The sequence below is a fragment of the Streptomyces hyaluromycini genome (assembly GCF_002217755.1).
GTDB classification, from domain to species: domain Bacteria; phylum Actinomycetota; class Actinomycetes; order Streptomycetales; family Streptomycetaceae; genus Streptomyces; species Streptomyces hyaluromycini.
In genome coordinates, this window is sequence record NZ_BCFL01000027.1 from 168372 (window position 1) to 189438 (window position 21067).

Genomic DNA, 21067 nt, shown 5'->3' on the forward strand with positions numbered 1-21067 from the left:
ACTGGGGCATGGCCCAAGCCGAACACCTCGAACAGACCCGGCAGGACGGCGGCGAGAGCACCGGCACGGTGATCGTCGCCGCCGTCGCCAATCTCGGGATCGCGCTCGCCAAGGCGGTCGCCGGAGTCATCAGCGGCTCCAGCGCGATGCTCTCCGAGGCGGCGCACTCGGTCGCCGACACCGTCACCGAGCTGCTGCTGCTCACCGCGCTCAAACGCAGCGAGAAGCCCGCCGACGAGGAGCACCCCCTCGGCTACGGCCCCGAGCGGTACATCTGGGCCATGCTCGCCGCCGTCGCCACCTTCGTCGGCGGCGCCGTGTTCTCCCTCTACGACGGCATCCACACCCTGGCCGTGGGGGAGAAGCCGGGCGACCCGCTGGTGTCGTACATCGTGCTCGCCGTCGCCTTCGCGCTGGAGGGTTTCTCGCTGCGCACGGGGCTCAGGCAGGCGCGCGGGGAGGCGGCCCGCTTCAAGGCGCCGTTCAAGCTGTACCTCCGGAACACCCCGGACACCGCCGTGAAGGCCGTGGTGATGGAGGACTCGGCCGCGCTCGTCGGGCTGGTGCTCGCGGCCGGCGGGCTGCTGGGCGGCCAGCTGACCGGCTCCGGCGTCTGGGACGGCCTCGCCTCCCTCCTCATCGGCCTGCTCCTGCTGTACGTCGCCTGGGTGCTGGGCCGGTCCAACGCCGAGCTGCTCATCGGGCGGCCGCTGCCGAGGTCCGTGCGGGAGCAGATCCGGGCGGAGCTGCTGGAGTCCGAGCACATCGTGGCCGTACTGGAGCTGACCACGCTGGTGCAGGGCCCGGACGAGGCGCTGGTCGCCGCCAAGGTGGACTTCCGGGACGTGTCGACGGCGGCCGAGATCGAGTGGGCCTGCGAGCGGGCCGAACAGCGGCTGCGGGCCGCGTTCCCGGCGATCGGCCGGGTGTACCTGGACCCCACTCCGGGACCGACCGCAGGGTCGGCTCCGGGGTCGGCTCCGGGGTTGGCTCCGGAGTCGACCCCGGGGCCGGTGAGCTCGGGGGATCACGGTCGGTGATCGTCCGACGTGCCGTCCGCCTTGTCCGGAATTAAGCTCTATGAGTGAAATGCCGCACAGTGCATGTGCCGCATAGCGGACGTGCCGCGTAGCGGACGTAAGTCCGGCAGAAAGGTATTTCCCATGCGAGTACAGCGCGCGAGGCGTCTCGCCGCGATGTCTGCCGCCGGCCTGCTGCTGGCCGGTGGAGCCGCGGTCGGCGCCGCGGGTACCGCCTCGGCGGCCCCCGCCTCCACTCACCAGAACGTGGTCACCGGCGGCTTCGGCTGCAACAACTCCCGGTTCGGCGGCGGGTTCAACAACGGCTGCCGATTCAGCAACTTCGGGTTCGTCCCCGTCGTCCCGGTCGTCCCCGTAGTGGTCGTCCCCACCGTCGGGTTCGGCGGCTTCGGCGGGTTCGGCGGCTTCAACGGTTTCGGCGGCTTCGGTGGCTTCAACGGTTTCGGTTTCGGCTGAACCGACCGGGCACAACCGGCCCAGGAACCGAGGGTCTAGGTCAGGCCACGATGTGCGGCTCCCGCGTGAGGGGGCCGCACATCGCTCTTCCGGATGTCAGGCCAGTCCCGCCTCGGCCAGCAGATACGCGGTCATCGGGTCGTAGTACCGCGGGCTGAGCACATGGTCGTCCAGCGGTACGGCCACCTGGAGGGTGCCCTCCGACTCGGCGAGGAACAGCGCCGGGTCGTTGCAGTCCGCGTATCCGACCGAGTCCAGGCCGACCTGCGCCGCGTACCCCGCCCAGCCGTGGTCGGCGACGACCAGGTCCGGCTGCGGCCTGCCCTCGCGCTCCAGACCGCCCAGGATGGCCTTCATCGGCTCACCGGAATGCGTGTGCCACAGCGTCGCGCCGTGCTCAAGCACCGCCACGTCGGCGAACTGCATGACGTATCCCTCGTCCGTCTGCAGCCCGTCCGGGATGACCACGATCTCGCAGCCGGCGGTGCGCAGCGCGGCAGCCGTCGCCCGGTGCACATCCAGCAGACCGCCCGGGTGGCCGGTCGCGAACAGCACCCGCTGCCGCCCCTCGGCCGCCTTGCGCAGCCGCGCCGCCAGCCGGTTCAGGCCGTCCACGGTCAGCTCGGGGTCGATGGTGTCCTGGCCGTACCGGTACTCGGGGTCGTCGTTCACCCCGACCCGCTCGGCCATCACGGCCAGCACGTCCTGCTCGTCGGTCCAGCGGTCGCCGAGTTCCAGTCCCAGCCACCAGTTGCGCTCGCCGTTGGCCAGCTTGCGGTAATGGAGCAGGTTGTTCTCGCGGGGGGTGGCGACATCGCCCGCGATACGGGTCTTCACAAGGTGCTCTACGAGCTCGGCGCGGCTGGGCGTCCCGGGTATCGGCATAGCCTCATTGTGGGGCAGCGCACTGTGCGGTTTCCCTGCGTATCGCCCGCTGGGACGTGCGTCACTCACTCCTGCCGCAGGGCGAACCACAGCTCCATCCGTACGTCCGGATCGTCGAGTTCGACGCGGAGGAGCTCCGCGGAGCGGGCGATGCGCTGCCGCACGGTGTTGCGGTGGACGGACAGGGCGACCGCCGTACGGTCCCAACTGCCGTGCAGGGAGAGCCAGGTGCGCAGCGTCTCGACGAGAGCGGGGTGTTCGGCGAGGGGTTCGAGCAGTTCACGTGCGTGGGCCTGGGCCGCTTCCCTCGGGACGAGGTCGTCGAGAGCCGGACGGGTGCGGTGCCGGACGAGGGGGGTGCGGGTCGCTCGGGCGCGGGCCAGTGCGCGGGTCGCTTGCGCGGCTGCGGCCGACAGGTGCTGTGGGGGTGCGGGGGCGCTGACACCTAGGGTCCAGCCGGGCTGTGGCTGGGGTGCGAGGTCGGCGGGGACGAGGACTTGGACGATGTCCCCTACCGGGTCGATGAGAGTCGAGCCGAGTGAGGCGCCTAGTGCGGTGGCGGCCAGGAGGTCCGGCGGCTGCGGGTGGGTTGTGGCTGGTCGCGCAGTTCCCCGCGCCCCTACAAGAAGGTTGGCACGGTCGCGTTGGTCGTTCGGTGAGGCGTGGACGACGAACCAGGTGTCCCCCCTGCCCAGCAGCGGGGCCACCTCCTCAGCCGTGCCTCCCAGCAGGAGTCTCACGAGTGCCGAGGTGCGGGCCGCGCCCGAGCCGCTCTGCTGTTCGCCGGTGAGGAGGGTGAGGAGGACCGCGGCGACGGAGGCGATGGTGTGGTCGCCGGGTTCGCGGGCCGGGGTGGCCACGCCGAGTACGAAGCCGGTGCCGAGGGTGTAGGCCGCGAGGTGGGTGCCGGCCGTGGCGTGGGTGGCGGAGGCGGGGGTGCCGGGGCCCGACGGGCGTACGACCTCCGCGAGCTCGGCCAGGGAGGCGGTCTGCGGAGCCTCCGGTCGCCGGCCCGCCGACGCGATCTCCGCACCCTCCGGGCCGTACAGGGCCGTCCAGCCGCCGACCCGCTGGGCCAGCTGCCGCAGCACCGACGGCACCGGGTCCGGGCGGGCCGCCGCGGTGGCGAGGCTCTGCTGGGCCTCCGTGACGCGGCGCAGCTCGGCCAGGCGGGCCTGGGCCAGGAGCTGCCAGACCGCGCGGGCGACGGCGGTGAACGGGGTCTGCGGCGGGACCTCGACGAGCGGGAGGCCGTAGGTGTCGCAGGCCTCGACCAGCGCGCGCGGGACCGTGTCGTGCACGGGCACCAGGCCGAAGCCGAGGGCGGCGCCGCCCGCCGCGACGATCCGGGAGACGTAGTCGTCGAAGTAGGTCCCCGAGCCCGCCGCGTCCGGGATGTGCACCCCGGCCGTCAGCAGCAGCTCGCCGCCCAGCAGGTACGGGTACGGGTCGGCCATCTCCGAGGTGTGCGCCGCGTGGACGACCGGGGGCGGGTCGGACGGCCCGGCGATCTGGCGCAGGGCCAGGTCCTCGCGGGCCAGGAGGGCGGCGAGGGGCACGGCGGGGGTGGGAGGCGTGGGGGGAACCGCGGGGTCCGGCATGGTGTGCGTTTCCTTCATCCCGTACGGCTCGAATGGATGAAACGTACACTTCGCAGCCGCTTTCCGGCCACCTAGTGTCGGTGACCGTCACCCGCCGGCGAGACCCCCAGTGAAGGAGGGCCCTGTGGCCGTCGACTACGCAGTGATCGTGATCTATCTGGCAGGCATGCTGGCCATGGGCTGGTGGGGCATGCGCCGCGCCAGGTCGAAGAGCGAGTTCCTGGTGGCCGGGCGCCGCCTCGGGCCCGTCATGTACTCCGGCACCATGGCCGCGATCGTCCTCGGCGGCGCGTCCACCATCGGCGGGGTCGGGCTGGGGTACCAGTACGGGCTGTCCGGTGCCTGGATGGTGTTCACCATCGGACTGGGCCTGCTGGCCCTCTCCGTCTTCTTCTCGGCCCGGATCGCCCGCCTCAAGGTGTACACCGTCTCCGAGATGCTCGATCTGAGGTACGGCGGCCGGGCCGGGGTCATCTCGGGCGTGGTCATGTGGGCGTACACCCTCATGCTCGCCGTCACCTCGACCATCGCGTACGCCACGATCTTCGACGTCCTCTTCGACATGAACCGGACCGTCGCGATCATCCTCGGCGGCTCGATCGTCGTCGCCTACTCGACGCTCGGCGGCATGTGGTCGATCACGCTGACGGACATGGTCCAGTTCGTGGTGAAGACCATCGGCGTGCTGCTGCTCCTGCTCCCCGTCGCCGTGGTGAAGGCCGGCGGCTTCGGCGAGATGAAGGCGAAGCTGCCGACGACGTACTTCGACCCGCTCGGCATCGGCGGCGAGACGATCTTCACGTACGTGCTGATCTACACCTTCGGCATGCTCATCGGGCAGGACATCTGGCAGCGGGTCTTCACGGCGCGCGGCGACCGGACGGCGAAGTGGGGCGGCACGGTGGCCGGCACGTACTGCCTGGTCTACGCCCTCGCCGGGGCGGTGATCGGTACGGCGGCCAAGGTGCTGTACCCGAAGCTGGGCAGCCCGGACGACGCCTTCGCGACCATCGTCAAGGACGAACTCCCGGTCGGTGTGCGGGGGCTGGTGCTGGCGGCCGCGCTGGCCGCGGTGATGTCGACGTCCTCCGGCGCGCTGATCGCCTGCGCGACCGTCGCCAACAACGACATCTGGTCGAGGCTGCGGGGGCGGGCCGGGGCCGCTGATCGGGACCACGACGAGGTGCGGGGCAACCGGGTCTTCATCCTGGTCATGGGGATCGGGGTGATCGGCACGGCCATCGCCCTCAGCGACGTCGTCGAGGCGCTGACCGTGGCGTACAACCTGCTCGTCGGCGGTCTCCTCGTGCCGATCCTCGGCGGGCTGCTGTGGAAGCGCGGCACGGTCCAGGGCGCCCTATCCGCCGTGATCGTCGGCGGCCTCGCGGTGATCGGCCTGATGGCGGGCTACGGCATCCTCGCCAACGAGCCGGTCTACTACGGCCTCCTCTCCTCCCTCGTCGCCTACGTCGCCGTCTCCCTGGCGACGAGGCCGACCGACGCGACCGTGCTGGCGAACTGGCGCGAGCGGCTCGCGGGCCGGGGCACCCCCGAACTCGTGTCCGAACCGGTCCCGGCCCACCAGTAGAGTCGTAGCCAGAAGCAGTACATACGCGATGAAGCGTAAGAAAGCCTAAGGAAGAAGGCATTCCACCATGAGCGGTAACGAGACGCCCCGCGGCCCCGTCGACTCCTCCCGCATCCCGCGGTACGCCGGTCCCGCGACCTTCGCCCGGCTGCCCCGTCTCGACGAGGTCGGCCGCGCCGACGTCGCGGTGGTGGGCGTGCCGTTCGACTCGGGCGTCTCGTACCGGCCGGGCGCCCGCTTCGGCGGCAACGCCATCCGCGAGGCGTCCCGGCTGCTGCGCCCCTACAACCCGGCGCAGGACGCCTCCCCCTTCGCGCTGGCGCAGGTGGCGGACGGCGGCGACATCGCGGTGAACCCCTTCGACATCAACGAGGCGGTCGAGACGATCGAGGCGGCCGCGGACGATCTCCTCGGTACGGGCGCCCGGCTGATGACCCTCGGCGGCGACCACACCATCGCGCTGCCCCTGCTGCGCTCGGTCGCCAAGAAGCACGGCCCGGTCGCGCTCCTCCACTTCGACGCCCACCTCGACACCTGGGACACCTACTTCGGCGCCGAGTACACGCACGGCACCCCGTTCCGCCGGGCGGTGGAGGAGGGGATCCTGGACACCTCCGCCCTCTCGCACGTGGGCACCCGCGGGCCGCTGTACGGCAAGCAGGACCTGACCGACGACGAGAAGATGGGCTTCGGCATCGTGACCTCGGCGGACATCTACCGCCGGGGCGCCGACGAGGTGGCCGACCAGCTGCGGCAGCGCATCGGCGACCGGCCCCTCTACATATCGATCGACATCGACTGCCTGGACCCCGCACACGCCCCGGGCACCGGCACGCCCGAGGCCGGTGGTATGACGTCCAGGGAACTGCTGGAGATCCTGCGCGGTCTCTCCGCATGCAACCTCGTCTCGGCGGACGTCGTCGAGGTGGCCCCCGCGTACGACCACGCCGAGATCACCTCGGTGGCGGCCTCGCACACGGCGTACGAACTGACCACGATCATGACCCGACAGATTGCCGAGGCTCGTTCGAAGTGACCCACGACCACGACCTGGTGCTCCGCCCGACTCAGGCGCAGACGGCCGCAGCCCTGAACCCGCCCGCCGGCCGCAACGGCGGGGACCTGGTCGTGGAGACCCTGGCCGGGCTCGGCGCGACCACCGTCTTCGGGCTGCCCGGCCAGCACGCCCTCGGCATGTTCGACGCCCTGCGCCGCTCCTCGCTGCGCTACGTCGGCCTGCGGGTGGAGAACAACGCGGGCTTCGCGGCGGACGCCTACGGCAGGATCACCGGCGAGGCGGCCCCGCTGCTCCTCTCGACCGGCCCCGGCGCGCTGACCTCGCTGGCCGCGCTGCACGAGGCGGCCTCCGCCTCCGCCCCCGTCCTGGCCATCAGCAGCCAGATCCCGACCGCCGGCCTCGGCGGCGGACGCCACGGCTACCTGCACGAACTCCCGGACCAGGCGGCCTCCTTCCGGGGCGTGGTGAAGTCGGTGCACACCGTCCGCACCCAGTCGCAGATCCCGTCCGCGCTCGCTGCCGCCTGGAAGTCGGCGCTGACCGCCCCGCACGGCCCGGTGTGGGTGGAGATCCCGCAGGACGTACTCCTCGCGGAGACCGCGCTGCCCGTGGTGACGGCGGTGGACGCGACCCCGGACGAACTCCCCCCGCGCCCCGAACTGACCGCGGTGGCAGCCGACCTGCTGTCGCATGCGACCCGCCCGGCGGTCATCGCGGGCGGCGGGGTGGTACGGGCGGACGCCTCCGGCAAGCTGCGGCAGCTGGCCGAGAAGCTGAACGCCCCGGTCGTCACCACCTTCGGCGGCAAGGGCGCGTTCCCCTGGCACCACCCCCTCTCCCTCCAGTCCTGGCTGGAGGACCGCCACACCACGGACTTCCTGGAGGACGCGGACGTCCTGCTGGTCGTCGGCTCGGGCCTCGGCGAACTCTCCTCGAACTACCACACGTTCAAGCCACGCGGCCGGGTCGTCCAGATCGAGGCCGACCTCGGCAAACTGGAGTCCAACCACCCCGCCCTCGGCATCCACGCGGACGCCCGCCTCGCGCTCCAGGCGCTCCTGGAGACGGTGACCCCGCGCGAGGACGACGAGGCGGCGGGCCGGGTGCGGGCCGTGCTCGACCAGGTCGCCGGCCGCATCGCCGCCCAGGAACTCACCCTGGAACAGGAGGTGCTGGCGTCGGTCCGGCGCGCCCTGCCCGCCGGCTCCCCGTCGTTCTGGGACATGACGATCCTGGCGTACTGGGCCTGGTCGGCGTTCGACGCCCAGGCGCCGAACCTGATGCACTCCGCCCAGGGGGCGGGCGGCCTCGGCTACGGCTTCCCGGCGGCGCTGGGCGCGGCGGCCGCCGACCCGACCCGCCCGGTGCTCGCGGTGTCGGGCGACGGCGGCGCCCTCTACTCCGTCGCCGAACTGGCGACGGCACGACAGCACGACCTCCCGGTCACCTGGCTGATCGTCGACGACGGCGGCTACGGCATCCTGCGCGAGTACATGACCGGCGCCTTCGGCGAGGCCACGGCGACGGAACTGTCCCGCCCCGACTACGTGGCGCTGGCCGAGTCCTTCGGCGTGCCGGGCGTACGGACGTCCCCCGAGACCCTGGAGACCGACCTGGCGAAGGCGCTCGCCGCGCCGGGCCCCTCGGTGGTCGTGCTCCCGGCCCTGCTGCGGATGTTCGCGCCGACGCACCTGGGCTGACGGCGGCTCAGGGAACCGGGGCCGCCGGCCGCTTGGCGCCCTGCAGCAGCGCAGCTCCGAGCGGGGTGAGCGTGTGCAGGACGCTGGTGCCGTAGCGGAGGCTGCTGATGAGTCCGGCGTCCCGCAGGGCCGCGATGTGCTGGCTCACCGTGGGCGCCGACACCCCGGCCAGCCGGGCCAGTTCGCCGGTGGTCGCGCCCGGCACGATACCGCGCAGCACCCGGGCCCGGGTCCGGCCCAGCAGCGCGCCGAGCGGCCGGTCGACGGCGGGCGGCCGCGCCTCGCGCAGCAGGGGATAGACCAGCACGGGCGGCAGCGTCGAGTCGGCCAGCGCGATCGGACAGCCCCAGCAGAAGTACGACGGCACCAGGGTCAGTCCCCGCCCGTCCAGCCTGAGGTCGCGGTCCACCGGATAGTGCACATGGAGCACCGGCGCCTCCCAGCGCAGGTGCGGTCCCAGCCCGTCGAGCAGCCCGTCCGTCCCGTCGGCCAGGAGTGTCCGCCCCCGGACCGACCGGTCCGCCTCCACCCTGGCCAGCACGCGCTCCCGGAAGGGCGCCACGGCGACGTCGTAGTACCGCCGCATGGCCGCCGCCACGTCCTGACGTGTCTCGCGTTCCAGGAGCCGCGGTGCCCAGGGCGGCGCCGCGACCTCCGCGAAGCGCACCATCTCGTGGCGTACCCGGTCGACGGGGGTGTCCACGATCGCCGCCAGTCCGGCCGTGAGGCCCTGGGCGCCTTCCGGCGGGGTCAGGAAGTCCGGGAAGTAGGCGGATCTCGGGAAGAGGGGCAGCAGGAGGTGGCGTAAGACCCCCTCCAGACCCTCGTCCGCCAGCCGGACGCGGGTGGTCCGGTACCACTCCGCGTGTGCGCTGCGCCCCTGCTGGGTCTGGAACCGGTGCAGGCTCAGGGTGATCTCCCAGAGCGGATCAGGCTCGGACGCCAGCCGGGTGCGGGCCAGATCGGCCTCGGTGAAATGGATGCGCAGCATGACGGCCCCCCCGTCCGGCCCCCCGTTGTGGCCGCGCGAGTCATCATGGCCGCCGCCGGACACGGCTGACAACACCCGTCACAGATGTTATTCGGACATGTGCTCGTGCGTCCGTGGATCACATGATGTGCCGGATTTATGTCGCTGACCTGGGCTTTTCGGCCGTGGCCGCAAAGCATGGGAAATCGGGCGGACCGCTGCCAGTGTGGTGCGGGTCAGCCCGAGACCGACAGGAAGGAATGTCATGTCTATGGCACTACGGCCCAGGTGGACCCGGTCACGCAGGGCGTTGGCGGCGACCGCCGGCCTGGCCGCCGCGCTCGCCGTCGGCGGAGTCGTCACGGCGTCCCCGGCGTCGGCCGACACCAACTGCGAGCTCGGCTATCACTGTGTGTTCTACCTCGGCTACGACAGCGCCAGGCACCTGTACTACAACAGCGACCCCAACTTCACGAACGACCAGTTCGACAACGTTCGGTACGGCACCAGCGGCCAAAACCAGTACGTCAACGACAACATCTATTCCGCCAGCAACCACACCAGCACCAGCTACTACTCGAGGTACTACCTGAACATCAACTACACCGGCGGCATGCTCTTCTGCGTCAAGCCCGGCAGCGAGATCGAAGACCTGGCCGCCGCGGTGCCGTCCAGCTCTCTCTCGCTGACGACCTCGAACCCGGGCGGCTGCTACTGACCTGGGCCATGTCGTGGATCCGGCGGCGCGCCGCCGGATCCTCCGTGCCGGGAGGAGGAAAACCTTGGTCACGCGCAAGATCGCTGTACTCACGACCGCCGTGGTGGTCGTCGTCGCCTGTGCCGCCTGGGTGTACGCCGGCCGGTCCGGTCCGTCTGGGCCCGCCGGCCGGCAGCCGGGGCCGGACATGGCCCGCCTGAGCGCCCGCCTGCCCTTCTACCCGCTCCTGCACGCGCCCAGCGAGCGGCAGTGGAGGATCGACGAGGCGGAACGGCAGCTGGCCATCACGTGCATGGCCGACCGCGGCTACCGGTACGCGCCGGCCGCCATTTCCCGGCCGAGCGAGGCGACCGTCGACCATCCGCTGCCGTTCGGCCTGGAGTCGCTCGCCACCGCCGCGGCCGCCCCCGGGCCCGCCGCCTCGGAAAAGCAGGAGAGCAAGGCGTTCTTCGCCGCGCTCTACGGTTCCGACGACCGTCGTATCTCCGCCCGGGGCAAGACCATCAAGGTGTCCTGGCCGGCCACCGGCTGCCAGGCACTGGCCGAGAAGCGGCTGCTGGGCTCCCAGCGCCTGCGCTGGCTCCAGGTGACCATCCAGCTCGGCGAGGGCGAGCAGCAGGCTCGCAAGAACCTGGACAAGGACCCGGCCTTCCGCGCGGCCGACGCCCGCTGGGCGCGCTGCATGCGGGCCGCCGGAGTCGAGACGGACGACCCGGTCCGCCTGCTCAACAGCCTCCCCCGCGACACCGACTTCGCCACCAGCCCGGTCGCCAAGGCCGACATCCGCTGCAAGTCCGACACCGACTACCTGCGTACGGCCTACACCAGACTGGCCGTCGTCCAGCGCGCCTGGCTCGACGCGCACCCCGCGGTTCTCGCGACCTGGCGGTCCCTGATGCAACGTCAGGACAGGGTCGCGAGAGAGGTCCTCGGGTGACAGGGGAGATGCCGCCGAGGCGCCCGGCCCGGTAGGGCGACGGACTCAGCAGCCGCCCGCCCCCACCCCGTCGATCCGGCCGCCGAAGTCGCCGAGGTACTGGGAGCGCCAGTCGCCGTTGAAGACGTCGCGCTTCTCGGTCGGGGACCAGTTGACGAGGCAGGCGCGGGTGGAGGCGACGAAGGAGCCGACGTGGTCGTGGAGGTTCGGCGGCATGTCGCGGTAGCCGCTGCGGGCCGTCCACTCCCAGTAGTCGCCGCCGAAGCCCTCGCCGCTCCAGAAGCACACCGAGCCGTCGGGACAGGAGGGGGCGGCGGCCGCGTGTGCGGAGGCGCTCTGCGCGGGCGCCACCAGGGCGGTCAGGGCGAGGGCGGCGGCGAGGGACCAGGAACGAAGCTTCACGGGACTCTCCGGAGAAGGGAGTTGGGGACGCCCCGGCGGAACTGCCGGGGCGCCCCCATGCTGCTGGGCGGTCACTCGGACACGCCCGAGCCCAAGATCGACTTCACCTGTGTGAGGTAAGTAGTACGACCGGCTCCTCTACCAGATCGCGTCCACCCACTCCGGGTGGTCGATGAACGGGTTCCGGTTGTGCTGGTAGGTGTCGTAGATGACCTGGTTGCGGTTCTCCTCGAAGGAGTCCGGCGGGTCCTCGTCGTTCCACTGCTTGAGGACCGAGAGCTTGCCGATGTACGGGTTGGAGCCGTTGCCGACCTTGTCGTCCGGCTCCAGGTCCGCGAACCCGTCGTCGCCCTCGTAGCGGACGGCCATGTAGAGGATCATGCGGGCCACGTCGCCCTTGACCGCGTCGCGCGGCTCGAAGGAGTCCGAGTCGACCTTGCTGCCGCCGCTGTTGGTGAAGGTGGAGCCGCCCTCGTCGAAGTCGAGGTTGCCGCGCTTGCCGTTGACCGCCACGTCCTCGGGACGGATGTGGTGCAGGTCCGTGCCCGGACCGGTGGACGTGGTGAGGTCGCCGTGCGAGATCGCCCACACGTGCTCACGGTTCCAGTCGCCGCTGTCACCGCCGTTGAGGGACTTGCTGCGCGAGATGCCCGAGTACAGCAGGATCACGTTGCTGCTGTTGTTCGGGTCCTGGTCGGTCTTCTTCAGGGCGTCCCAGAGGGCCGAGTACGACAGCTTGGTGACGTTGGCGCTGATGATCGTGTGCAGGGACGACTTGAGGCTCGTACCCGTCTTGCCGATCGCGTTCTTGTAGTACGTCGAGTCGTACGCGGTCGTGGTGGCGGAGGCCGGAGTCGCCGTCAGCGCGGGGGCGGTGAGGCCCACCAGGACGGCTGCGGTCGTCAGGGCCACCGACTTCCAGCGCCGGATGTGTGTCGCCAGCATAAAGAGTTTCCCATCTACGCGGGTTGATGAGGCGGCAAGAAGGAGGGTGACATGAACATGAGGACGTACAGGTAAACGGGACGTAAAAAGAGGCCCCCGACCGTGTGGTCGGGGGCCTCGGTGCTGCCGGTGCGTCAGCTGACGTCCGACGGGTCCAGCCGGTAGAGCGTGGAGGTGGTGCTCTGCGAGGAAGAGGAGGAGGACGAGGAAGAGGAAGAAGAAGAGGACGAGGAGCTGGAGCCCGAACCGGAGCTGCTCGTCGTGCTCTTGCTGTACGCGCTCTCCTTCACCGCCGTGCCGTTCTTCTCCACCCACGCGGTCACCTGGGAGCTGAGGGTGTTGTTGCCGCCCATGCCCATGCCGCCGCTGCCGACCTGGATGTAGTGCAGCTTGCCCGCCTTCACCAGTTCCTTCAGCTTGGCGACGGTCATCGCGTTGTCGGACCCGGTGAAGCCCCACATGGAGATGACGGGCTCGTTCGAGCTCAGCTCGATCTGCGACGCGGACTGCGAGTTGGAGACGGCCAGCAGCCAGGTGGCGCCGTCCATGTGCTTCTTGAGGTAGGCGATCAGGTCGCTGCTCACGCTGCCGCCCATGCCACCGCCGCCGCCGAAGCCGCCGCCCGCCGCACGACCGGTGCCGGTGCCGGTGCCGCTGCCCGTTCCGGTTCCGCCGGGAGCCTCGCCGCCGCCGAAGCCGCCGCTCGGCAGTTCACCGGTGCCGCCGCCGGGCGTCACCTGGCCGTTGCCGCCGCCGGGAGCCTGGCCGTTCGTGCCGCCGGTCGGGGCCTCGCCGTTCATGCCGCCGGGGAAGCCGCCGCCGGCCTCGGTGTTCTGCCCGCCCTGGCCGCCCTGCTGGGTGCCGCCCGGCAGCTCGCCGCCGCCCGGGAAGCCGCCCCGGGTGCCGCCACCGCCGCCGGGTCCGCCGCCGAAGCCGCTGCCCGTCGAGGGGCCCGCGGTCGGGTTCGTGCCGCCGCGCATGCCGCCGCCGCTGCTGCTGCCGAACGGCAGGGTCGCCGCGTACGCCGTCGGACCCGCGAGCGCCGCGATCACGGCCGCCGCCAGGGAGGCCGCCAGCAGCCGGGCCTTGTTGCCGGAGCGGAAGAGGATCATGCCCACGATGCCGGCCACGGTCAGCACGCCGATCGCCGGCCACAGCCAGGTGTTCCAGCCGGAGGCGCGGCGCAGCAGCACGATCGCCCAGATGCCGGTGACGCCGAAGGCGGCCGGGAGGACCCAGATCCACCGCTTGTCGGTGCGGAACGCCTCCAGCAGCATCACGCCACCGCCGCCGCACAGCACCGCGATGCCGGGGGCGAGCGCGGTCGTGTAGTAGGGGTGCATGGTGCCCTGGGCGGTCGCGAAGATCACGTAGTGCAGGAGGGTCCAGCCGCCCCACAGGACCAGCGCCATCCGCTTCAGGTCGGTGCGCGGGGCGCGGCCGCACAGCACCAGGCCGCCGATCAGGGCGATCGCGGAGAAGGGGAGCAGCCAGGAGATCTGGCCGCCGAGGATGGAGTTGAACATGCGGCCGAGGCCCGCGGAGCCGGAGAAGCCGCCGCCTCCGCCACCGCCGCCCGCGCCGTTGCCCTCGCCGCCGAAGACGCGGCCGAGACCGTCGTAGCCCATGATCAGGTTCCAGGCGGAGCCGTCCGTGGAACCGCCGATGTACGGCCGATCGGAGGCCGGGACCAGGGAGACGGCGATCGCCCACCAGAAGCTGGAGACGGCCAGGACGACCGCTGCAAGGGCCAGGTTGACGGCCCGCTTGGCCCAGGTGGCCTTCGACGCGTAGAGGTAGAGCGCGAAGACGGCCGGGAGCGCGATCCAGCCCGCGAGCAGCTTGGTGTTGAAGGCGAGACCGAAGCAGGCCGCCGAGCCGAGCAGCGGCAGCAGCTTCTCGTCACGGGTGGCGCGGAAGGCGAGCGCCGCACCCGACACCATGAGGAAGACGAGGATGGTGTCCGGGTTGTTGTCGCGGTTGATGGCGACGGTGATCGGGGTCAGTGCCAGCACCAGCGCGGCGACGGTCGCCGCCCCGTGACCCCACACCCGCTTCACGGTGGAGTGCAGGATCCAGATCGTGGCGAGCGCGACCACGACCTCGGGCGCCATCATCTGCCAGGTGCCGAAGCCGAAGATGCGGCAGGACAGGCCCATGACCATGAGCGCGAACGGCGGTTTGTCGACGGTCAGGAAGTTGCCGGGGTCCAGCGAACCGAAGAACCAGGCCTTCCAGCTCTTCGTGCCGGCCCAGATCGCTCCGCTGTAGAAGGTGTTCATGTCGGAACCGGAGAGGTTCCAGGAGTAGAGCACCGCCGCCAGGACCAGGATCGCGATCAACGCGGGCAGCGACCAGCGTGGCGCCTTGTCCGGCTGGGGAGCCGCGGGGGCGGGCGTGGGGGACGCCGTGGGCGGGCCCCAGTCGGGGGACACGGGCGTGTGGGGGACGGGATCGGTGGCAGATGTCACCATCCCACCATGCAGAGGGCCGATGGGCGCGGGCTGTGCCGATCCTGGGTGCAGCCTGTGGGTGGATGAGATGTCGGTAAGAGGGCGGCCGGCGCGGCCGCCCTCCACGAGGGGGTCAGTGCGCGCGGACCGACAGCCGGTAGAACCGCGTCGTCTGTACGGCGTTCTGGTTGTCGTCGCTGACCAGGAGGACCTTGTACGCGCCCTTCGCGCGGCCGGTGACGACCATGCCCTCGATGTTGTCGAGGAGCGGGTTGGGCTGCGGCTGCTTGGCCGTGGCGCCCAGCGACGGGCAGCTCGCGATGTCCGTGAGCAGGGTCTTCTTGATCAGCCGGACGCCGGCCTGCCCGGTGAGGTTCGCTGTGCCGCTGGTGTCCGTGGCGTGCCGCGGGTCGGCCAGGTAGAGGCGGACGGTGTTGCCGACGCCGGAGGTGAAGCCGCGCTCCAGGACGAGGAGACGGCCGTCGGGCAGCGCCTGCACCTCGGGGACGCCGAGGATCGGGGCGTCGGTGCGGTAGGCGTACTGGGCCGACAGCTCGAAGTGGTCGCCCTTGGTGCGCTGCCAGGTCTGGAAGCGGACGATCCCGGCGGTGTCGCCGGAGATGGCGTACTCCATCGAGGCCAGCAGGGTGCGGCCGCCGTTGAGGAGGGTCAGGCCCTCGAAGGTCTGGTTGGAGGTGGCCCGCCCGGCCGGGGACACGAGCAGCGACGACGGCACGGGGAGGCGGTCCAGGATCTTGCCGTCCACCGAGTAGCGGCGGACGGAGGGCTCGGTCTCGGAGGTGATCAGGCGGGTGCCGTCCCGGTCCACGACCAGGCCCTCGGAGTCGAGCGCGGCGCCGTTCTCGTCGGCGAGCCCGACGACCGACTTCGGCGCGAGTGTCTTCGCGTCCAGGTCGAAGAGGTAGGACCGGTCGGCGAGGGCGGCCAGGGAGCCGTCCTTGTCCACGGCGAGCGCGGAGAGGTTGCCGACGAAGTAGCCGCCGAAGGTCGTCTTGTCGAGGGCGTCGGAGAAGCCGTCGAGGGAGACCGAGGACGAACACGCGTGGGCGGCGGCGGTGTCGGCCGCGCCGGTGGCGGGCGCGACGGCGTTGGCGGACCCGGCGGCGGACAGACAGGTGGCCGCCGCCAGGCCGGCGGTGACGGTGGCGAGTACGGTTCTCAGGCGCATGGCGGTCACCGTAGGGGGAACCGGTGACGGGGTGGAGACCGCCCCGTGAAGGAAAGGGTCGATTTCCGGCCGCCGGGGCCGCACTTCGGTACGCGAGCCGCAGCCCCGCCTCAGGAGGCCGCGAGGTCCTTGTGGACGACCTTCGCGACGGCCTGGATGGTGTTGATGCCGTAGCTCATGGTGCTGTTGTCCTGGGTCAGCACGGTCATCTGGTAGTCGTGGCCGCCGCCGGTGAACGTGCCGAGGCTGTGCACCCGCCAGCCGTGCGTGGCGCGCTGCAGCCAGCCGTTCTTGACGTGCACGGAGACACCGGACGGGGCGCCGTACGGAGTGCCCCACCGCTGGGACGAGATGACCTGCCCCATCAGCTTCAGGATGTAGGCGCGCGAACTGTCGCTGAGCACGGTGTTCGTGGCGGTGACCAGCGCGAGCAGCCGCTGCTCGTCGTGCACGTCGATCTGGGTCAGGCCCCAGTAGCCGTTGGCACCCGGGGTGGTCTGCGTCATCCCGGCGGCGCTCAGGAAGCCCTTGATCTTCGTCAGGCCGAGCTGCTTCCACAGCTTGGTGGTCGCGTCGTTGTCCGACTGCGTGATCATGGCCTTGGCGAGCGACTGCTCGGTGGCGGTCAGATACCGGTTGTGCTTCTTCGCGTCCCACAGCAGCGTGGCGAGGACGGTCACCTTGACCGTGCTGGCCGAGTCGTAGTGCGTGGTGGAGCGGAGGGTGCAGGTCGTCTTCGTCGAGCGGTCGTACAGCCCGACGGCGATCGTCCCCTTGCGGTTCGCGATGGCCGTGGTGATGTCCTTCTTCAGCTTCGTGGCGAGGGCCGCCTTGGCCGACGTGCAGCTGACGGTGGGCGTGGCGGCCGAGGCGGGCGCGGCCACGGCCGCGCCGGCTATGAGAAACCCGGTGCCGAGTGCGGTGGCGACCAGCCCTCTCCTTCGTCTGTGAGTCATACCCACGTTGACACACGGGTTCGCGCGAATGGTTGTACGAGCGTTCAGGGCTTTAACCAAACGTCACCTGCGCCGACCAACGCCGCCGGGTGATGATGGCGCCCATGGGAAAGCTGAGAGTGCTGGCAACGGCGGTGTCCGCGGGCACGGTTGCGCTGCTCGCCGTCGGGTGCGGCAGCGGAGGCCCCGGCCGTGCCGCACCCGCCCGCGGGACCTCGTCGCCGCCCGCTTCCGCGACGACGCGGCCGGCCTCCGTCGCCGGGACGTCCTTCTCCGTCACCAAGGCTCCCGCATACCCCGGCGGGGAGGTCGTCGCCCAGGCGGCGAACGCCACCGGGAGCCGGGAGATGGACATCAAGGGCGGCGTCGGGGACATCCCCCTCGACGTCCTGGTGAACTGCGAGGGCAAGGGCGAGCTGACCGTCGCCGTCGAACCGCTCGGCGTGAGCTTCCCGTTCGCCTGCACCGCCGGTCAGGCCGACGGCATCGCGAACGGGTTCGACCTGAAGCGCCCCCACACGCCGGGCACGGTGCGGGTGACGGCGTCGGCGGGGGTGCGGTGGGCGATCACTGTCGCGCGCCCCACGAAGAGGACGGGTTCATGAGCCGGGCGGCTGCCCTGACACGCCGCCGGGCTACAGGCGTCGGCTCTCGGCGATCCGCAGTACGTCGGTCAGCGCCTCCCGCATCCGGGCCACCAGGAAACGGAGTTCGGCCCTCGTGACCTGCCGCTCCTTGAGCATGGCGGCCGAGTGGTCGAGGAGTTGGGTGGCCATCCCCAGCTGCACGGACTCGACGGCGTCCGCGGTCCGGGAGAGATAGCCGTCTCCGTCGGTGACAAGGAAACAGGGCTTGCCCTCGGGGCCCGTCCAGGGGAGCAGGCGCGGTGTGCTCACCGGGTGACCCTCGCGTCCTTCGTGAGCATGCCGCACGAACCCATGCCGATCCCGTACACGCCGACCGGGTCGACCGGGGGCCGGTGCCCGGTGTGGTGGACGGTCGGGCCGTGCACACGCGGGCGCCGGAACAGCGACCGGAGGAGACGGGTGATGCGGTGACCCATGGGGGGCGACTCCATTCTGTAGCGATCCGCTCACAGAGTGGGGCGGGCGCGGCTAGCCTGACCAGGGGGTGGAGTGTGACCAGGCATTTGTCACAAGGAAGTTGGCCATGGCGAACACTTACGGTGACTGGCTCAGGCAGCAGCGGGAGACCGCCGGGCTGACGCAGCAGGAGCTGGCCGACATCGCGGTGATGACGCGTTCGCACATCGCGCACATCGAAGCGGGGCGGCGGATCCCGTCGAAGGAGGACGCGCGACGGCTGGACAAGGCTCTGAACACGGGGGATGTGCTGAGCAGTTTCCTGCCGACGGAGGAGCCGGCGGTCGCCGACTACTTCGAGTCGGTACGCCAGCTTGAACAACAGGCGGTGATGATCAGGGAGTTCGCCCAGGCGTACTTCCCCGGCCTTCTCCAGACGGAAAGGTACGCGCGTGCGGTTCTGAGTTCGGTGTTCCCTCCGGTGAGTGAAGAGGAATGTGACAGGCGCGTTGTCACACGCCTTGAACGCGCGAGGATCCTCGAAGAGCCGGTTGCGCCCGTACTGTGGGTGCTGCTCGACGAGGCGTTGCTGCGGCGTCCCGTGTGCGCCGAGGACGTCATGGCGGAGCAGATCATGCACCTGGTCGGCCTCGCCGAGGCTGGACGTATCCGCGTCCATGTGCTGCCGTTTGCGGTGGGGCTTCATCCCCTGCTGGACGGCACGCTCAGGCTCATGTGGTTCGACGACCAGCCGCCCCTGGCGTACACCGAGGGGTACGGGACGGGAAAGGTGCACGATTCCCCGTCCACGGTCCGCGAGTTGCAGCATCGCTACGATCTTGCGCTGAGCGATGCAAGGCCGTTGAAGGAGTCACTGGCTCTGCTCAGGGCTACGGCGAAGGAGTACAGGCACCATGACTGACCGGGCCATATCCGATGCTTCCGCACTGCACGGCTGGCGCAAGTCCACTTACAGCAGCCCCAACGCCGACAACTGTCTGGAAGTCCTCGACACCCACCCCTCCGGCATCCCCGTCCGGGACTCCAAGCACCCCCACGGCCCCGCCGTGATCTTCGCGTCCGGCGCCTGGCTCCCGTTCGTCGCGGCGGTCAAGGCAACCCCCTAGGGCCTGTCTGACCATTCCCGTCTGCCTCGCGACGCCATGCACGCACTCTCGCCGCACCGGGCGCAGACCCAAGTACGTCCAGTACGAGGGCCTACGCCCGGCACGCCGAGAGCACGCACCTGACGCCGCGAGGCCGCCCTCCGGGCGACGACGGGAATTGTCAGACAGGCCCTAGAGGTCGAGGACGACCTCGGTGGCCGGTGTGGTGCAGCAGACCAGGGTCGTGCCGGGCTCGGGGAGTTCGAGGGGCGGGGTGGTGTAGGTGACGTCGCCTGTCAGCAGGGGGGTGACGCAGGTGTGGCAGACGCCGGTGCGGCAGGACCAGCGGGTGGGGATGTCGCAGGCCTCGGCGAGTTCGAGGAGCGAGGCGTGGGCGGGTGACCACGGGGTGGTGACGCCGGTGCGGGTGAACGTGACGAGGGGGCCCGTGCCCGGTGGGCCGGGTGGCTGGTGCGGGTGCACCGCGGCGGTGGGGGTGACGCCGGGGTTGACGGCGGCGAGCGCGCCGAACCGCTCCGTGCGGATCCGCTCGGGGCGCAGGCCGAGCTCGCGCAGGTGGCTGGAGAGGTCGTCCATGAAGGCGGTCGGGCCGCAGAGGTAGGCGTCGGCGTCGGCGGGGATGCCCAGGGCGGTGAGCGAGGCGGCGGTCGGGCGGCCCCGGGTGATGTGGTTCTCGTCGGGGCGGGGGGCCGCGGCGGTGTAGTGGACGTGCTCGCGGGCGTGCGGGAGCCGTGCCAGGAGGGCGTGGGCCTCGTCCGCGAAGGCGTGGTGGGCGCGGTCGCGGGCGGTGTGGATCCACCAGACGGGGCGTGGGTCCCGTACGGCTGCCAGCCGGTGGAGCATGGCCAGCACGGGAGTGACGCCGATGCCCGCCGAGAGGAGCACGACCGGACCGGTGCCCTCTTCGAGCACGAACGTTCCGCGCGGGCCGGCGACGTCCACGAGGTCCCCGGCGCGGAGCCGGGCGTGGATGTAGCCGCTGACCTTCCCGTGCGGCTCGTGCTTGACGCTGATGCGGTAGGTGCCGGCCGTGGGCGCGCAGGACAGGGAGTAGCTGCGTACGGCGCGGGCGGTGCCGTCGACGGCGAGGCGGAGGGAGAGGTACTGGCCGGGGCGGGCCTCGGGCAGGGACGTGCCGTCGGTGGTGCCGAGGTGGACCGAGGAGACGTCGGCGGTCTCGGGGACGATGCGGGCGACACGCAGGGGCCTGAAACCCGGCGGTGCCGGCTCGGGACCGCCGGACTGACCGGACTGACCGGACTGACCGGACCGCTCGGCGGCGGCGAGTTCGCGGAAGGACTGCTGCCAGCCGGGGCTGAGGGCGGGGACGGCCAGGGCGGTGCGCAGCTTCGCGGGGTCGCGGCCGGGCAGGTAGAGCAGCGCGTCGGTGTCGGCGACGCTGAGTTCCCCCGGGCCCCGGCGGGTGCGGGTGATGCCGTCACCGGCCTGGACCCGGCCCTCGGTGATCACCCGCAGGTAGAAGCCCGGACGGTGGTGGGCGACCAGGAGCGAGGCCATGGCGGGCTCGCCGAGGCGCATGCCGACGCGGTAGCAGGTGACGCGGGGCTGGGTCACCTCGAACTCGGCTTCGCCGATGCGGTACCGGTCGCCGATGCACACCTCGTCGTCGGGCAGGCCGTCGACGGTGAAGTTCTCCCCGAACATCCCGAAGGCCAGGTCGTCGCGACCCAGCTGCTTCCGCCAGTACCGGTACGACTCCAGCTGGTAGACGAGGACGGCCCGGATCTCACCGCCGTGCCCGGCCAGGTCGCCCTGACCGTCCCCGTCGACGTTCAGCCGCCGCACCATACGGCGGTCGTGCACGGGAGACTTCCACGCCCCGGTGCGCACGGTCCTGCCCTGCCAGGAGACGTCCTCGGGCATCCCCACGTTGACGGACAGCAACGTCGCCATGCGGACCTCCTGCGGCGGCCGGTGCCGCCACGCTCCCCTGCCACGCATCCTGGTGCCTTGGCGGGGAATCCGCGAACGGAGGAACAGGGGGCGGGCGGGCCGGTCCCGGACACCGGTTCCGCGCC

At 71.2% G+C, this 21067-nt stretch carries 21 protein-coding genes; 10 read left to right on the forward strand and 11 right to left on the reverse strand.

Annotated elements, in window-relative coordinates:
* Positions 1-8 precede the first annotated feature (8 nt).
* Both SSP29_RS36530 and SSP29_RS59160 read left to right on the forward strand, forming a co-directional pair.
* Positions 9-1040, forward strand: coding sequence for a cation diffusion facilitator family transporter (locus SSP29_RS36530; protein WP_089105209.1), 1032 nt, complete (start codon positions 9-11; stop codon positions 1038-1040).
* A 123-nt stretch (positions 1041-1163) separates the two neighbouring features.
* Positions 1164-1496, forward strand: coding sequence for a hypothetical protein (locus tag SSP29_RS59160; protein ID WP_150135590.1), 333 nt, complete (start codon positions 1164-1166; stop codon positions 1494-1496).
* Between the two features lie 96 nt (positions 1497-1592).
* On the opposite strand, the gene SSP29_RS36545 is transcribed toward SSP29_RS59160, so the two are convergent.
* Together SSP29_RS36545 and SSP29_RS36550 are read right to left on the reverse strand one after the other, a co-directional pair.
* The gene (locus SSP29_RS36545) at positions 1593-2381 is read right to left on the reverse strand and encodes a phosphatase (protein ID WP_089105210.1); all 789 of its coding nucleotides are present in this window, start codon (positions 2379-2381) and stop codon (positions 1593-1595) included.
* A gap of 65 nt (positions 2382-2446) precedes the next feature.
* Entirely contained in the window at positions 2447-3982 is a 1536-nt protein-coding gene (locus SSP29_RS36550) for a PucR family transcriptional regulator (protein ID WP_174856038.1), read from the reverse strand.
* A 124-nt stretch (positions 3983-4106) separates the two neighbouring features.
* On the opposite strand from SSP29_RS36550, the gene SSP29_RS36555 reads away from it, so the two are divergent.
* The 3 genes from SSP29_RS36555 (at position 4107) to SSP29_RS36565 (ending at position 8288) form a co-directional block, all read left to right on the forward strand.
* Positions 4107-5570 carry a sodium:solute symporter family protein gene (locus SSP29_RS36555; protein WP_089105212.1) on the forward strand — a complete coding sequence of 488 codons (1464 nt, stop codon included), beginning with the start codon at positions 4107-4109 and terminating at the stop codon, positions 5568-5570.
* A gap of 67 nt (positions 5571-5637) precedes the next feature.
* Complete coding sequence (speB, locus tag SSP29_RS36560; RefSeq protein WP_089105213.1) at positions 5638-6606, forward strand: agmatinase; 969 nt, start codon at positions 5638-5640, stop codon at positions 6604-6606.
* Entirely contained in the window at positions 6603-8288 is a 1686-nt protein-coding gene (locus SSP29_RS36565) for a thiamine pyrophosphate-binding protein (protein ID WP_089105214.1), read from the forward strand. Before speB ends, SSP29_RS36565 begins: the two co-directional genes overlap by 4 nt.
* A gap of 7 nt (positions 8289-8295) precedes the next feature.
* On the opposite strand, the gene SSP29_RS36570 is transcribed toward SSP29_RS36565, so the two are convergent.
* Positions 8296-9279 (reverse strand): ArsR/SmtB family transcription factor, encoded by a 984-nt coding sequence (locus tag SSP29_RS36570; protein ID WP_089105215.1) that lies wholly within the window; start codon positions 9277-9279, stop codon positions 8296-8298.
* 244 nt (positions 9280-9523) lie between these two features.
* On the opposite strand from SSP29_RS36570, the gene SSP29_RS36575 reads away from it, so the two are divergent.
* Positions 9524-9976, forward strand: a complete 453-nt coding sequence (locus SSP29_RS36575; RefSeq protein ID WP_145968992.1) for a hypothetical protein — start codon at positions 9524-9526, stop codon at positions 9974-9976.
* A 64-nt stretch (positions 9977-10040) separates the two neighbouring features.
* Complete coding sequence (locus SSP29_RS36580; protein ID WP_089105217.1) at positions 10041-10913, forward strand: hypothetical protein; 873 nt, start codon at positions 10041-10043, stop codon at positions 10911-10913.
* 45 nt (positions 10914-10958) lie between these two features.
* On the opposite strand, the gene SSP29_RS36585 is transcribed toward SSP29_RS36580, so the two are convergent.
* The 5 genes from SSP29_RS36585 to SSP29_RS36605 form a co-directional block, all read right to left on the reverse strand.
* On the reverse strand, positions 10959-11315 hold the full coding sequence (locus SSP29_RS36585) for a peptidase inhibitor family I36 protein (RefSeq protein ID WP_089105218.1): 357 nt from the start codon (positions 11313-11315) through the stop codon (positions 10959-10961).
* A 138-nt stretch (positions 11316-11453) separates the two neighbouring features.
* Positions 11454-12260: an endonuclease I family protein gene (locus SSP29_RS36590; protein WP_089105219.1), complete on the reverse strand. Its 807-nt coding sequence runs from the start codon at positions 12258-12260 to the stop codon at positions 11454-11456.
* A gap of 134 nt (positions 12261-12394) precedes the next feature.
* Positions 12395-14731 (reverse strand): ArnT family glycosyltransferase, encoded by a 2337-nt coding sequence (locus tag SSP29_RS36595; RefSeq protein ID WP_089105361.1) that lies wholly within the window; start codon positions 14729-14731, stop codon positions 12395-12397.
* A gap of 115 nt (positions 14732-14846) precedes the next feature.
* Positions 14847-15902 (reverse strand): esterase-like activity of phytase family protein, encoded by a 1056-nt coding sequence (locus tag SSP29_RS36600; RefSeq protein ID WP_089105220.1) that lies wholly within the window; start codon positions 15900-15902, stop codon positions 14847-14849.
* A 110-nt stretch (positions 15903-16012) separates the two neighbouring features.
* Positions 16013-16858, reverse strand: a complete 846-nt coding sequence (locus SSP29_RS36605) for a serine hydrolase (RefSeq protein WP_089105221.1) — start codon at positions 16856-16858, stop codon at positions 16013-16015.
* A gap of 104 nt (positions 16859-16962) precedes the next feature.
* Here SSP29_RS36605 and SSP29_RS60295 point away from each other — a divergent pair, with 104 nt between their 5' ends.
* Positions 16963-17463: a hypothetical protein gene (locus SSP29_RS60295; RefSeq protein WP_150135594.1), complete on the forward strand. Its 501-nt coding sequence runs from the start codon at positions 16963-16965 to the stop codon at positions 17461-17463.
* 30 nt (positions 17464-17493) lie between these two features.
* Here SSP29_RS60295 and SSP29_RS36615 read toward each other — a convergent pair whose 3' ends face one another.
* Complete coding sequence (locus tag SSP29_RS36615) at positions 17494-17790, reverse strand: hypothetical protein (protein ID WP_089105222.1); 297 nt, start codon at positions 17788-17790, stop codon at positions 17494-17496.
* On the reverse strand, positions 17751-17921 hold the full coding sequence (locus SSP29_RS58780) for a hypothetical protein (RefSeq protein WP_167450077.1): 171 nt from the start codon (positions 17919-17921) through the stop codon (positions 17751-17753). Before SSP29_RS58780 ends, SSP29_RS36615 begins: the two co-directional genes overlap by 40 nt.
* A 107-nt stretch (positions 17922-18028) precedes the next feature.
* Here SSP29_RS58780 and SSP29_RS36620 point away from each other — a divergent pair, with 107 nt between their 5' ends.
* Positions 18029-18823 carry a helix-turn-helix domain-containing protein gene (locus SSP29_RS36620; protein ID WP_089105223.1) on the forward strand — a complete coding sequence of 265 codons (795 nt, stop codon included), beginning with the start codon at positions 18029-18031 and terminating at the stop codon, positions 18821-18823.
* Positions 18816-19028 carry a DUF397 domain-containing protein gene (locus tag SSP29_RS58785; RefSeq protein ID WP_150135596.1) on the forward strand — a complete coding sequence of 71 codons (213 nt, stop codon included), beginning with the start codon at positions 18816-18818 and terminating at the stop codon, positions 19026-19028. Before SSP29_RS36620 ends, SSP29_RS58785 begins: the two co-directional genes overlap by 8 nt.
* Before the next feature lie 171 nt (positions 19029-19199).
* Here SSP29_RS58785 and SSP29_RS36630 read toward each other — a convergent pair whose 3' ends face one another.
* Positions 19200-20942, reverse strand: coding sequence for an MOSC and FAD-binding oxidoreductase domain-containing protein (locus tag SSP29_RS36630; RefSeq protein ID WP_089105224.1), 1743 nt, complete (start codon positions 20940-20942; stop codon positions 19200-19202).
* Positions 20943-21067: the final 125 nt, after the last annotated feature.

Bases quoted from the DNA above. Each gene is read 5' to 3' on its own strand.
- SSP29_RS36550 (WP_174856038.1), bottom strand. From the start codon at position 3,982: ATGCCGGACCCCGCGGTTCCCCCCACGCCTCCCACCCCCGCCGTGCCC.
- SSP29_RS59160 (WP_150135590.1), top strand. From the start codon at position 1,164: ATGCGAGTACAGCGCGCGAGGCGTCTCGCCGCGATGTCTGCCGCCGGC.
- SSP29_RS58780 (WP_167450077.1), bottom strand. From the start codon at position 17,921: ATGGGTCACCGCATCACCCGTCTCCTCCGGTCGCTGTTCCGGCGCCCG.
- SSP29_RS36605 (WP_089105221.1), bottom strand. From the start codon at position 16,858: ATGACTCACAGACGAAGGAGAGGGCTGGTCGCCACCGCACTCGGCACC.
- SSP29_RS36600 (WP_089105220.1), bottom strand. From the start codon at position 15,902: ATGCGCCTGAGAACCGTACTCGCCACCGTCACCGCCGGCCTGGCGGCG.
- SSP29_RS36570 (WP_089105215.1), bottom strand. From the start codon at position 9,279: ATGCTGCGCATCCATTTCACCGAGGCCGATCTGGCCCGCACCCGGCTG.
- SSP29_RS36620 (WP_089105223.1), top strand. From the start codon at position 18,029: ATGGCGAACACTTACGGTGACTGGCTCAGGCAGCAGCGGGAGACCGCC.
- SSP29_RS36575 (WP_145968992.1), top strand. From the start codon at position 9,524: ATGTCTATGGCACTACGGCCCAGGTGGACCCGGTCACGCAGGGCGTTG.
- SSP29_RS36590 (WP_089105219.1), bottom strand. From the start codon at position 12,260: ATGCTGGCGACACACATCCGGCGCTGGAAGTCGGTGGCCCTGACGACC.
- SSP29_RS36530 (WP_089105209.1), top strand. From the start codon at position 9: ATGGCCCAAGCCGAACACCTCGAACAGACCCGGCAGGACGGCGGCGAG.
- SSP29_RS36630 (WP_089105224.1), bottom strand. From the start codon at position 20,942: ATGGCGACGTTGCTGTCCGTCAACGTGGGGATGCCCGAGGACGTCTCC.
- SSP29_RS58785 (WP_150135596.1), top strand. From the start codon at position 18,816: ATGACTGACCGGGCCATATCCGATGCTTCCGCACTGCACGGCTGGCGC.
- SSP29_RS36545 (WP_089105210.1), bottom strand. From the start codon at position 2,381: ATGCCGATACCCGGGACGCCCAGCCGCGCCGAGCTCGTAGAGCACCTT.
- speB (WP_089105213.1), top strand. From the start codon at position 5,638: ATGAGCGGTAACGAGACGCCCCGCGGCCCCGTCGACTCCTCCCGCATC.
- SSP29_RS60295 (WP_150135594.1), top strand. From the start codon at position 16,963: ATGGGAAAGCTGAGAGTGCTGGCAACGGCGGTGTCCGCGGGCACGGTT.